This window comes from Candidatus Zixiibacteriota bacterium (assembly GCA_040756055.1).
Taxonomy (GTDB): Bacteria; Zixibacteria; MSB-5A5; order GN15; family FEB-12.
The window spans coordinates 327,471-341,253 of the sequence record JBFLZR010000001.1 but is presented as its reverse complement, the minus strand read 5'-3'; the positions used below and the strand labels follow the sequence as shown (position 1 = coordinate 341,253).

The 13,783-nt window shown below is 51.9% G+C and carries 7 protein-coding genes; 3 read left to right on the top strand and 4 right to left on the bottom strand.

Going from position 1 to position 13,783, the window contains the following annotated elements; translation table 11 throughout:
• Positions 1 to 3: 3 nt before the first annotated feature.
• From AB1483_01480 to AB1483_01465, 4 genes are all read right to left on the bottom strand, one after another.
• Positions 4 to 2,670 (bottom strand): FlgD immunoglobulin-like domain containing protein, encoded by a 2,667-nt coding sequence (locus tag AB1483_01480; protein ID MEW6411125.1) that lies wholly within the window; start codon positions 2,668 to 2,670, stop codon positions 4 to 6.
• Positions 2,671 to 2,802: 132 nt separating this feature from the next.
• A complete protein-coding gene (locus tag AB1483_01475) occupies positions 2,803 to 4,365 on the bottom strand; it encodes a FlgD immunoglobulin-like domain containing protein (protein MEW6411124.1) in 1,563 nt (520 codons plus the stop codon).
• An 80-nt stretch (positions 4,366 to 4,445) separates the two neighbouring features.
• Positions 4,446 to 5,633: an FprA family A-type flavoprotein gene (locus AB1483_01470; protein MEW6411123.1), complete on the bottom strand. Its 1,188-nt coding sequence runs from the start codon at positions 5,631 to 5,633 to the stop codon at positions 4,446 to 4,448.
• 103 nt (positions 5,634 to 5,736) lie between these two features.
• Complete coding sequence (locus AB1483_01465) at positions 5,737 to 6,660, bottom strand: hypothetical protein (GenBank protein MEW6411122.1); 924 nt, start codon at positions 6,658 to 6,660, stop codon at positions 5,737 to 5,739.
• Between the two features lie 849 nt (positions 6,661 to 7,509).
• Here AB1483_01465 and AB1483_01460 point away from each other — a divergent pair.
• From AB1483_01460 to AB1483_01450, 3 genes are all read left to right on the top strand, one after another.
• The gene (locus AB1483_01460) at positions 7,510 to 10,836 is read left to right on the top strand and encodes a dockerin type I domain-containing protein (GenBank protein ID MEW6411121.1); all 3,327 of its coding nucleotides are present in this window, start codon (positions 7,510 to 7,512) and stop codon (positions 10,834 to 10,836) included.
• 623 nt (positions 10,837 to 11,459) lie between these two features.
• Entirely contained in the window at positions 11,460 to 12,389 is a 930-nt protein-coding gene (locus AB1483_01455) for a FlgD immunoglobulin-like domain containing protein (GenBank protein MEW6411120.1), read from the top strand.
• A gap of 263 nt (positions 12,390 to 12,652) precedes the next feature.
• Positions 12,653 to 13,534, top strand: coding sequence for a FlgD immunoglobulin-like domain containing protein (locus AB1483_01450; GenBank protein ID MEW6411119.1), 882 nt, complete (start codon positions 12,653 to 12,655; stop codon positions 13,532 to 13,534).
• Positions 13,535 to 13,783: the final 249 nt, after the last annotated feature.

Below are 13,783 nucleotides of genomic sequence, written 5' to 3'. Positions count from 1 at the left end.
CCATCATTTCAGCAGCAACATCTTTTTTGATCCCACATAATCTCCGGCTTCCATTTTGTAGAAATATATCCCTGAGGCTGCCGGTTGGCCGGATTGGTTGGTGCCGTTCCATTCGACCGAGTGGTTGCCGGCCGGTTTGAGTTCATCGACGAGGGTCGTTACTTTTTGCCCCAGTATGTTATACACGCCGATTTTCGTGTGGCAGCTTTTGGGCAGCGAATACTCGATAACGCAGGATGGGTTGAAGGGGTTGGGGTAGTTCTGGGAGAGACGAAACTGAGCGGGCAACTCGGCTTGTATTTCTTCTGCGGTGGTAGGGTAGTCAAAATCGATCGATCTGACGAAGGTGCGCACAGCGGCATAGGGCTCGGGCACGTAAGCGGAATAAGCAAAAACCACTTTTCTGTCATCTGGGAGATAGACGAATTCGGAGAACTCTATTGGCTGATCCTCTAGAGTAAGTGTGGTAGTCGTAATCACGTTGTTCCACCAATAGTCGTAGACTGTGACCCCTATGTTACGGGAGGAAGCATAATAGCGAACCACGACATTGCCATAGACAGTCGGATAAATCGCAGCCTCACATCCCAGACACGATAAGTCCTTAAAAAGAACCAATTCCTTCGATTCGAAATCAATTTCCCTAAGCTCTCCGAATTCGGTTAGAAAGGGGAGGTCTCTCACACCATACCCATCCATAATCACAAACGACCGTAAATCACTCAACCAGGGAAATTCGTAATATTCTACAGAGTACGGCGGAGTGTGGTAAGTGCCCTTGTCAATTATTTGGCCGTTGCGTATGGCGATGCCGTTATATCCCCAGAAATAATAGATACACTGGAACCACTCCCATTCCGTGCAGTAATCAAACCCTGACAGCCAAAGCAGGGTGTCATTGTTGACCAGAAGTGTCCCGAGTTCCCCTCGCTCATTCCCGTCGATCAAACCGCCAATGAGTGCCTCTGTGTTTACATTGATTCTGCCAATTCTATACAGATCGTTTTTCGCTACCCCTACATATGCTGTATCGCCTATGGTCCGACAGACTGAATGTCTGTTCAGCAGGGGTGTTGGCGGTAGGCTGACTGCCTCATCAATCATGTCGGTAGTCTTTGGCAAATACCCCGAGAACAGAGTTGCCTTGTGATAGTAGTAATACTCAGCGATCGATGACGCGCTTGATGAAGGCGTACTTAGGGCATAGGGCCCCTCAAGCCAGACCAGTAGTTCCTTGCCGGCGGCTCTATGAAGCTGCGGCCTCAAGCGTCTGCAGCCGTCGGTGAGAAGCCGGCGGTCCGCATACACTGTCAATCGATCCAGATCCTTCAATAAAGAAGCCTTGAGACAAACAGCGGAGGTGTCCTGCCATTCTGAAACCACCAATACTTCATCAACGTTGTGAGTGATGCTGGGGCGACGAAGGTGGCCAGAATTAAAAAAAAGCTGCTTATGCGACGTTTCTGCGAAGGGTGTTTCAAAAGGAAGGCGCATGACATGAACACCTTTTTGGTAGATCAGGTAATAGGAGCCGACGCCTTCGGAGAAGGTATACGTGAGAAACTGATACGCCGTCGGCACAATTGTATAGTCGACCCAATTTTTCTGGAGAAGCGTGCCATTCTCAAGAGCAAACACCAAATAATCCACAAATTCTTCGCTCACCGATAGATTGGTGCTAATGAGAACCAATGTGTCACCGGACATTTGATATGCATAGGGTCCTCCAACACCTGCAGCAAGCGGTAGTGAGAGCGGTATCTCGCAAACCTCGGTCTCATTGGTCAGGTTTGAACCCGATAGATAGAAATACCTGAACTGGTCGCGCCCCAGAGAGTCTTCATCAAAAAAGAAGAACAATGCCGAGTCGGCTCCACAGGGTAAGCCGCTGAAGCAGGAGATGTTGTTTTTTACAAAGCCATCCATTTTTATGTTTTGAAGTCGAGTTACGGTCCCTGATTTATCGATGTAAAAAGCGCCAAAATAGGCGCTGTCCCAGGGTGCCGTACACATATAGAGTTTGTCGGAGGCGACGCTCGACCAAAGCTGTCGATGGCCAATCTTCACATTCTCGACTATGGGAGCCAAAAGGTCGAAATCGAACACGGAAACGCAGACTGAATCGTAGTCAAAAGTGGAAATTGTCCATAAAGTGTGACCTTCGACGTGATAACTGACCTCGGCATCGTCGGACTCTCCAACGATTATCGGGGAATCATCAACAAATGTGAGATCTTCCCTTATTCGATAACAAGTGGCCCGCGTATTGTCGCGGAAGAATACGTAGAATAGAGAATCCGATGATAGCACCGTTTCGAAATTGTACCAGTTACCGGCGAAGTTGCCCGGTTTAGGCAGTGTGTCTATCAGATTTCCATCGTAGTCCGACCTTATTAGCGACCAATGATTCCCGGCCCCGCTACCGCCAGAAATCACCGCGTAGATTACGGTTAGAACGTGGCTTCTGCCGCGGCTTGCCGCTCCATAGACTTCTGAATAGGGTGGAGACACCAAGTCAAAGTCGCCGACTGGATAAAAAAGACGCGTAGTATCCAGGATGCTGGGAGCAGATAAGGTAATGTCCAGTCCGTTGCCGCTACTGACTGCCGGGGCGAGGACTACCAGGCTCGCGGCAGTAGAAACGAAAATAAATAGACGTCGATAAGACATGCTAACCCTCCTCCAAATGTATTATAGACGAGAGATACCAGTTTTCCGTTCAAACGCCACGACAAAGTGAATCCATTGACTACAACAACCTATCCGTAACCTGGGAATCTACCTTAAAATACGTCCAGGCTATCACTTAAGCATGACTGCCTTGACAGTCCGTGCGGATCCATCAAATTCGGCGCTGAACAAATATATGCCTGAGGCTGCCGGTTGGCCGGATTGGTTGGTGCCGTTCCATTCGACCGAGTGGTTGCCGGCCGGCTTGAGTTCGTCGACGAGGGTCGTTACTTTTTGCCCCAGTATGTTATACACGCCGATTTTCGTGTGGCAGCTTTTGGGCAGCGAATACTCGATAACGCAGGATGGGTTGAAAGGATTAGGGTAGGCCGGGCCAAGGGTGAACGACGATGGCAGCGTTGTCGTTTGTTCGGCAACGTCAGTAACCAGATCGAGTTCATGTATTGTCACGGTCTGATTGCGCACCGCGACCAGTTTGTAGGTGTCGGCCGCCCCATAACGTGTCCAGAATAGTTCGCCGGTGGTGACATCGATGCGATCGCGCGAGGGTTGGCCGTTTTCGCCGTTAAATTCATAAAGACAGCCGCCGTCGATACCGTAAAACCTGCCGGGGTAATCGGGGCTGAAGAAATACTCGGAGCACGATGGAGCATCATAGACACTCCATAGAATCTCAACCGAATCCGGGGCGATAAGATTATAAAGCCTTAGTGATATTTCGGTAGAATCCAGGGCAATCATGTCGTCGAGGAAGCAGGTTTGCTGTACGGAGTGCCGGACGAGGATTTCGGTGCCGCTGAAGATCGGGTTGATATCACCGGAAGTCTCAAAGCTGCAGATGTTGGAGCTATAGGCGGAATCGCGCGGGCAGGTTACACTTGTCGTTTCGTCGATTGTCAGTCGCGACTCACCATAAGCATCTATAATCTCTACGCTGCCGTCGACAGTTACATCACCGGGTACACTGGCAAATACGGAATAGGTGGTGGTCGCGAAGAATCTATCGCTTGCCGCTGTAAAGACAGGGCAGGGATTGCTCATGAGAACTGTCTTTTCCCAGATTGGCGGCTGAGCAATATCGTCGGTCAAAAAAGACAGGCCGATGGTGTTGAACATGACAGAGATCATCAGTTTGAACGAACGGTATTTGTCGAAACCGCAGAAAAGCTCGTTGTAACCGTCGCCTGTGACATCCAATGCCGCCAGGGTCACCCACTTGAACGGGGAAGTCCGGTCGGTTGTCACCATCGTGCCGGCATCGTAGTGAGCAGAGTCGGTCAGGGTATAACCCGAGGCGCCATCGTAAACATAAATCCGGCAGGCGGTGTCCGGCAGTATGGTGCGGCACTCGAAATAGTAAGCCAGCACGATATCGGGGATTGAGTCGCGGTTGATGTCGTCGAAAAGGATCGCGTAATCGGTGTAGTTGTCCGTGAGCGGAATGTTCAGCAGGGTGGACCAGTCCGATGGTGAATAGAGGACCATTGTTTCGCCATCGGCCGCCAGGATTTCAGGGTTGCTGTCGGAATTAATGTCGTTGAATTTTATTTTCTCGATCGGGCGGGTGAATCCGGGAACAGTGAATTCGGCCGCCGCGGTCAGAGATGCAGAATGTCCCCAGACCGCTGTGGACAGGAGAAAGACGGCGCAGAGAGCACATGTAAATATTCTCACGGGGTATTCCTCCCACTTGTGTTGAAATAGCGAATTATAAGAAAGCGGGCCTGTCAGCGTCAAGGCCCGCAAATAAAATTTTATTTCCCGATGAATTCGGTCAGCTTTTGGCAGTAGTCGGCCACACCGGCCATTTCTTCATCCGATGGAATCAATCGGGCGCGGTAGTTTTCCTCGAACACCTTGAGTTTCAATCCGGTAAGTCGGTCAGCCACGAGCTTGGAAGCTTCGCCGCCCCAACCATAGGAGCCGAAAACGGCGGCCTTCTTGCCGATGCTGTAAACGGTCGAAAACAAGCTGACAGCATCCCAAATCGGTTTGACAGCATCGCCATTGAAGGTCGGCGTGCCGATCAGGATCGCTTTGCTGGACTCAATCTGTTCGCGGAGCTGGTCGGGTATGGTTTGGGTAACATCGGAGAGATTAACCGTAAAACCGGCCTTACCAAGATGCTCTGAGATGGTCTGCGCCAGTTTCTGCGTGTTCCCGTATGCCGAGGCGTAGAAGATTGAGACGGTGTTGGCGTTTTCGGATTTGTCCACCGCCCATTCCTTATAGTTGCTAATGTATTTGAGCGGGTCCTTGCGGAAAACAGGTCCGTGAGAGGGGGCTACCATTTTGATGTCGTGCTCATCGAGTTTCGGCAGGTTGCGGCGCATGTAACCGGTGAACGGGCGCATTATCGAGTCGAAATAGTAGTGGACTTCGAAATCAACATCGACCTTGACTTCATCGGCGAATATCGAATCCGATGATATGTGGGCCGCGAAACCATCGTTGGAAAAAAGAATTCCGTCCTCTTCGAGAAACTCCATCATCGTGTCGGGCCAGTGCATATAGGGCATGAGGCGGAAAGTCAGGGTTTTGCCGCCGAGGTTGAGGGTTTCTTTGTCTTTGAGGCCGGTGATATCGGCATCGCGGTTTATGATGTTCTTAAGGAAAGGCACGGCGGATGCCGAGCAGTAGATTTTGAGGTTCGGGTTTTTGTCGAGGAGTATTTCGATTGATCCGCTGTGGTCGGGCTCGTTGTGATTGACAATGAGATAGTCGATTTTTTCTATCGGGACAATTTCTTCGATGTTGGCAAAGAAATCATCGGCGAAGGGTCTTTTGACGTTGTCGATGAGGGCGGTTTTTTCGGAGCCCCTGACCAGGTAGGCGTTATAGGTGGTGCCGTGTTCGGTCTTCATGATAATATCGAATACTCTGAGGTCGGGGTCTTTGACGCCGACGTGATAGACATTTTCAGCAAGTTTCGTTGCGCTCATAAGGTAATCTCCTGCTTTATTTAGCGGATAATATAGTCACTAAAAGATTAAAAACAACCTTGCCGGGCAAAGTTCCCGTGCTGAAGGCGGTTCGATGTTGATTTCAGGAATTGGAACGAATCGTGGCGGCCAGCGATACCGCTTTTTCGAAGATCTCTTGATCGCCTGCCGGCAGGGGGAGAACCTCGAGCAATTCACCGGATGAAATCTCTTTAAGGCGGTTGATTTCTTCGATATCGAGGTCCTGCGGCTCCAGATATATGACAGTGGGTTTTTCCACCGGCCGGAGATTCTCGGTGTCGCGGTAGGGCGCGCCGTATCCCGAGCGGATATTGTACCACCACCACATGATGGTGCGGTAGAAGGGGAACCAGTAGGTGTCGTATCTCTGCTTGAGGATATCCTGCATACGTTTGGTTGTCAGGTATGGGCGGACCGCGATGACGGCATCGACCCGCTGTTCTTCGAAAGTCGTAAGGCGGGCAGCCTCCGCCCCGCGCCCGTATCCAACGATAAGCAGCGGGTGGGAAATTTGTCCGTGAATCTCGAGGTGGCTGATCAGAGATTGGATATCGGTAGCCTCGAGGTAGCCTTCGCCGCGATATTTGCCGGTGGTTTTACCGGCCGCGCGAAGGTCGAGGGTTATAACGGCGAAGCCGGTGTCGTGGAACATGCGGGCGAGGTTGATCAGGCTGTCGCGGTTAGCGCCGTCGTCGTGAAGAAGTATCGCGGTGCCGCGGATATAGCTGCCGGTGTCTTCTTTCGCGGGCACTTTCAGGCAGGCGAGGATTGTCATGGCATCGGATTCGAACCTGAAGGTGTCAACCGGCAGGCCGGCCTGCAGGTAGGCGCCGGCGTCATTGGCAACCAGCGAATCCTGATTGTACTGATCGATGTCACTGCGGGCCATAAGCTTCTTGGACCGGCTCAGCGGATAGATGACATAGACCAGCAAAAGCAGCGCGACCGCGCCGAAAAACAGAATGGTTTTGACAATTTCTTTCGTTTGTCGCGAGAGCTTGATCATATTTTTCACCGCCGCGGTTGTTTTTACCGCTAAGGGGGATATAATAGAAATTACCCGCATCATGTCAATCTAAAAAAGCATGGCGCAAGGGATTATGTAAAAATCGAGAGGCTGTCGCGTTTCACCTGTTCGGGGGCAAGTCACTACATTCGAAGCGAGGGGCCGTCAAATACCACTGCATCGGTATGCTTTGCTTGCGAAAATGTCGGCCCGTAAGTCTAAGATTTTTTGGGGGATTCGCCGAAAAGGTTGTTAAGGGCAGCCCTGGTTATTATGAGGGTCCGAAAGTGATGAGTTCAATGTGCAATTGATGATCATTTTCAGGGACCGATGGCGGGGAGCTTTGGTTTGTTACCGTGAGGGAATTTTTACAGGGAGAAATTGGCCATTAATAAGGATGAAAATCGCTTGACAAAAGTGGCCAATTCGTTTAATTTGGGGTTGTCTTCGTGGATGAAGGTAAACCAAAGAGACAACTTTCTTGCATTATAAATAATCTCGCTTAGGGAATCAGCTTCATTCTTTAAGTCGAGGTATTTGGTAGCTTAGATTGACCAAGATGTTTTATGAGTGAGCGGAGAACTTTTGGCGAATTGTTTTTCTGCCGCACTTACTTCAAGGTACCGATCTTACTTACCGAGCCCTTTTGTACGCCTTACGGTGAACCATTGTATAGTATGGTATCCGAAGGGAGGTTAATCCACAACTGAGGGTAGCTTTGCGAGTTTCCGAGGGTCTTTAGTAGATAAAGGCTTTTAGATATTCGCCACTTTCCGGACGATTGAAAAGCGAACTTAATTCCGCAAGGAACTAAGTTGGGAACTAATTCACTCTCGAAAGGAGCGATGAATGATAAGGAGAACTTCCACAATTCTTGTTGTCTCCTTACTGTTAGTTGCCTTTTTGGCGATGACAGCGTTTGCGGCTCACACGATGGGCAAGGGCGATGTGCCTAAGAAGACCAGGATGAACGCCCAGGCCTATTCGTTTGCTGATGAGACTGGTCGATTTGGTACCGGCTCAGCAGGTCAGGTCACTCTTGGAACAGTAGCGTACTCCGCCGCCTCTGCCTCTCCGGGTAAGCAGGTTGGTGCTACGTACTATGATTATCAGCACAACTGTTCCATGGGTCGTATGATTGAGACCGGACCGCATTCGGGAATCACCGGGCCGGCCACTGTACACTTCGGCTGGATGTACCTGCCGGACGCCGTACTGGCGAGCCGTTCGTACGCTTACAACGCGTACATCAGTTCATCCCACTCGTATGCCGGTGTTGCGATTTTGCACGACCCGGACGATGAGTATTCCGGTTATGTCAACGTTGACGTTACTCCCGATAACCGCGGTATCGTTGGCGGTCACTGCGACCAGAAGGGCCCGATTCCGTATCAGCCCCAATTCCATTTTGACGCCTGCTCGGCTTGCGAAGATTTCGCGGCCTTCTTGCGTCTGCCCGACGATGTTGGTGGCGATGCTGAGAACACCTGGCCGAAATTCTTCTTCCAGTTCGGTACCGACACGGTTTTGCACGTGGCGGCGATGGAAGACGATGGTCGTCTTTATCTGAAGTACTTCCGCTGTGTTGGCTACGAAGGCGTGGGTACCTGGGATTATCCGTGTTACTACGTTGACACCGTTGAAGATATCGCTCAGGACATCACCGGTGAGAGAATGGGTGACCGCGTCTGTATGTCGTGGTTTGCCTGCCCGCCGTATCAAGAGCCGTGGTGCGATACCTGCTCCGGTCTTCCGACCGAAAACTACGACGGCCTTCTGCTCTCCCAGATGGACAACGATATTTATATCCAGACCTCTGACAATCAGGGCGTTAACTGGAATCCGAGACAGAACATCACCAAAGTTGGCCCTTACGGCGATGCTGCCTGGAAGGCCTACTGCGATGCTTCTATTTTGTTCGATCAGGCGGGTAACCTCCACCTGATCTGGCACGCTTCTCCGTGGCCGGCCGATCCGGAACTCGACGGTGTATTCGAAGAGTTCTGGCAGGGAACCGAGGCTCGTCTGTTCCACTGGTCCGAGAACGTTCCGTACCTTCGTACAATTGCTGACCACAACTATTACTCCGGTGACAGTTGCGGTACTCCCGCTTGGGCGTTGACGGTATCGAAGATGACCTTGTCGGAGTGCGATGGCAAGCTGTACGCTATCTGGTCACAGTTCAATGATATCCCGAACGGCATCGAGAACGACTGCGCCGCCTGGGGTTATCCGGATGCTTACTGGGGCGCTGCGAACGCCGACATCTGGCTGTCTATCTCCTCCGACAACGGTATGACCTGGGATGCTCAGCGTAACCTGACCAACAGCTACACCCCGCACTGCGATCCGGTTGGTGGCGAAGTCTGCCAGAGCGATTACTGGCCTTCCATGTCCCGTTGGGGCCGTCCGGTAATCACCGGTGAAGACTGGTCCGCGGCTGAGATCGTTGACCCGTCCGGCGGTTCTTCCTTGACCGATTACTATCTCGACATTCAGTTCGTAAACGACCTGGATGCCGGTGGTATCGTTCAGGATGAAGGTGGCTGGACCAACAGCCCGATTAAGTGGTTCCGTATCCCGTGCGTGGAGCCGGTTGCCAATCCGCTGGCTATCTTCCAGCCGAACGGCTACGGCGATCCTTGCTGGGGTCATCCGGGCGAGCAGGTTGATACGACTATCCGTATCGAGAACGCCGGTAACCTGACCCTCAACTGGACCGCTACTACGGTAGAGGACAACGGCGCCACCGGTTGGTTGGCTCTGGGTGCCTATTCCGGCAGCGTTCCATCCGGTCTGGGCAACGTTGCCACCGTTGGTATCTATTTCAACTATGGTGGCGTTGAGACCAACTATATCGTGCTTGAAGGCTCGATTGTATTCGACGGTAACGACCCGGCATTCCCGAGAACCATCCCGGTCAGCTTCATCGTTGCTGACACGGTACAGAAGCCCGTATGGGATACCGTGTACACCAGCTGTCTGGCTCTGACCTGCGGAAGCACCGGTAACTTTGGTAACGGCGGTAAGGCCGGCGTCAACATGGACTATGTCAATGCTGGCGACTGCGACCCCGACAATGCCAATGTGTATCTGTTTGACGGTTCGCCGGTAATCGGCTGGGCCACTGCCGAAGATACTACTTTCTACTGGGCCATCTGGGATGCTACCTGGTTGACCAGTTCCGGTTTCCGTCCTCAGTACGGCGAGCTCGAGACCAAAGAGTGTGCGTCGCTCAACGCTGAGGTTTTCCACTCCGGTGTATTCGTGACTCAAGACTCCGCCATCGCGATGGAGAAGATCACGGTTGCCCCGCTTAATGCCTGCCCGTTCGTTCTGCAGTACCACAAGGTGTACTCGTTTGACGGCGCCGCCCACACCGGTTTGATGATCGGTGAGGCGATGGACTGGGATATTCCGGCCGACTTCAGAGATGACGACTCGACCGGTAACACCTGGACCGCTTGTAACTACGGTGGCGTTGACCCGACCAGAAACCTGATTTATCAGCAGGGTTACGAAGCTACCTGGGATGACGGTGACGAAGGCGCTGACTGTCAGCAGAACGACGACCGCTTCGGCGGCAGCGCTTTTGTTGAGTCTTACTTCAACGGCGCGTTCGCTGCCGGTGGTCCTTACAGCGGCTTTGTACAGGAAAACGACTGGTCGCAGAGCTCGGTGGGCTTCTATCCTGGCCCGTTCTATCGGGACATGATTGCCTCCGGCTTCACGGCTACCGACTCGGTTGAGGATCTGCACTCGGCCATGTGCTTCCACCCGTCGCTCGACCTCGGCGCTACCGACTACTACGAGGTAGTGACCATTCTGTCGACGGTTCATGAAGGTACAGTGGCCAACCTGCAGGCCAATATCGACGCCGCCAAGGCCTGGTACACCGCTCATGGCGGAATGACCATGTTTGCCGACGTTAACGGTACCGGCGGTATCGACGTTTGCGAAGGCTGCTGCGAGATCATGGGTGACCTCAATGGTGACGGCTATCTCGACCCGCTGGATATCACGTATTTCGTGAACTGGCTGTGGAAGGGTGGTCCGGATCCGGCTTGCGAAGACGAAGTTGATGTGAACGGTGACCTTGCGGGTGACCCGCTTGACCTCACCTACCTCGTCAACTACACCTGGAAGGGTGGAGCCGCTCCGGTGCCTTGCCACTAAGCAGGTCATTTGTTGACACGACTCAGAATTTTCGGATTCTGATGTGATAAATACAGCCACTCCGATTAGCTCGGAGTGGCTGTTTTGTTTTGTCATCGATTCGTCAAGCTTCATTTAGCGCCGGTAAGCGCCCCTGAAATGTCCCGGGCCGGTGGCATCCGGATCGAAAAAATTCGGCAAAAGGATTAACACACGGCAGTAGGTGAAAACGTCACCATATTGGTAGGATTTACCATATTCTGCACCGTTTTGCCACGTTGTCTTGAGATTTGGCGGCTAAGTGGCTGATAGACGGGCGGAGCAGGCTAAAAGCAGCACGGCATGATATTTGTTGTAATACCTTGCGAAGTTTTGAATGAGCCGGCGGGAATGAGAGCCGGACTTCAGTATGGATAAGCCATTATTATAATTGGGTTAATTCGGTTATTTCTATTGACTAAGGTGCAGCGGAATTTTATAATTAATCGTACTATAGGCTGAAGAGTTTTTATCGCAACGAAGCGTGAAGGGATTCAAAATATATTCCCGGGAGGTGGATTATAATATTCGCTAAAGATGATCTTTGTTTGTCAAGCAAGGTAATAATAGAGTAATGTTTCTGATAAATGGAGGCTCGTGAAAAGATGAAGAGCAAAGTTTTAATTCTGACGTTAATGCTGGTGACGGTTTCATGCGCGGTGACGTTCGGGCAGCCGTTGATCACGATTGATCGTGTGTCCGGGCTCAACGATACCGGAGAAGGATATGGAGAGAATACCTTCAGCGATGGCGCCACCCTGAGGTTCTTTGTGCGAATCGCCAACGAAAACTCGGCCCACTTTACGATCTCTAATGGATACTGCATGGATAGCCCGAACCTTACCTGGGACGCGCTTACCGGCCAACTGAATCCTACCTACAAGTGGGATTTGAGTTTTGGATTTCCGTGCTTTTTTGACCTGGGAATGTTCGTGAACGTTATTTATAACGGCAACGTTTCGCCCGGTGGAACGATCCACGGCTCGATATCCGATACGATTGGATTCGGCGGTTCCGCCGGTATTTATGGCACCGGGTTGCCGGCTTTGTTTAATGATTCGGCTTATTGGTTCACGCTCGGTCCGATTCATGGCGACCAGGGCGATCAGTTAGTTATCGATTCCTCCTGGTATCCTCCGGCGGGCCGTTGGGTATGGGATGTCCTCGGTGCGGCCGTACCGTGGGGTGGTCCCTACACGTACACGCTGGATACACTCAAGACCGATGTGGCGGGCATGGGCGGTGCGGCTCTCCCGACCAAGTTCGACATGAAGCAGAACTATCCGAACCCATTCAACCCGACTACTGAGATTCTTTTCGATGTGCCGACCCGTTCTCATGTACAGATTAAAGTGTACAACGTTCTTGGCCAGATGGTAACCACGCTGGTTGACGAGGAGCGTGCCGCGGGTACATACCGGGTGACCTGGGATGGTACCAGTGACGGCGGGAACAAGGTTTCATCGGGCATCTATTTCTACAAGATGGAAGCCGATAGCTTTGTCCAAACCAAGAAGATGGCCCTGCTGAAGTAACCGGCTGTTCGAATACAAGGGTATTTAAGGCCCCCGCGTTCGCGGGGGCTTTTTTTGCGGTGGGTTCACCGGCCATCCGACGTGCCCGTTTTGTATTGACAACAGCGGGATTTGTGGTATTTTTGGAGTATCAGTATTCGGTTCAGTCTGGCAGATTGAGATGAAACTCCGGACGCAACTGAACGGACCGGTTTCATCGACAGTCTCCGGTATATATCGTTTGAGGTGCCCTTAGCAAATTATCTCAGGAGGCTATAACCCGTATGAAATTTAGATGCGCAATGGTGATATTGGCGACTCTGTTGGCGGCAGCCGGATTGTCTTATGGTCAGGGGATCACGCTGGAAAGTGTCGAAGGGTTATATGGCCAGTCTGACGATTCGATGCTTGTGGCCGACGGAAGTACTCAGATAGTGTTCAGACTGCGACTGGTCGGATTGAGCGGTGTCTCGGGCGGCTTTACCACCGGCTTCAGGGTTTACTCAACCGATGACGCTCAGTGGGGTGGTGTGGTCGCGGATACTCTTGCGGTTGGCACCGGCTGGGATGTGATGTGGGATTCCCCCGGCGGATTTTTCGTGAATTACTACGGTAATGACGGTATCGGAGCCGACACTGTGGGGCTGGGGGCCCTGGCTATCTATGGTGGACTTCCGGCGAGTTTTGACGAGGTCGCTTACTCGCTGACCGTTGGTCCGATATCATCATCGCACGACGGCAAAACACTCATTTTGGATTCCTGTTTTTATCCGCCGAATGGTTACTGGATGATGGCCGGCTCGGGAGGATCGTTCAGTTGGGGCGGACCATACAATTTCACGCTGGTCAACCCGCTGGTGGTGGGTCCCGACGGCAGTCGTTTGCCTGACCGGTTTGCCCTGAGCCAGAATTACCCCAATCCGTTTAACCCGGCCACGGAGATCCGTTTTGATTTGCCGACGCGTTCTCATGTGACGTTGTCGGTATATAATCTTCTGGGCCAGCGGGTGAGAGCGCTGCTTGATGAAGAGCGCGGCGCCGGAACCTGGAGTGTCACGTGGAACGGAACCGATGAAAACGGCAGGGCGGTTTCGTCGGGCATGTATTTCTTCAAGATGGACGCGGGCAGTTTCACGGCTACCCGCAAGATGATTCTTCTGAAGTAGCATTTCTTGAGCCTTTGTCAAAAATGTCAGCCCTCGCTGTGAATGAGACGGCGAGGGTTACTTTTTTGGATTGAGAGACTTGTTTTTAAGTCTATTTACGGCTGGTTTGATCCCCCAAATGCTGATCTGAGGGTGTTAATGATTTTTTAGCATATTTCGGCCCATTTTTGAGGGTGGCGTATTGGCGGGTTTGTCCGCGTAAGGTGCTGTTTATCAATGAATTACAGCTTTATTATTGACTTTATGGGG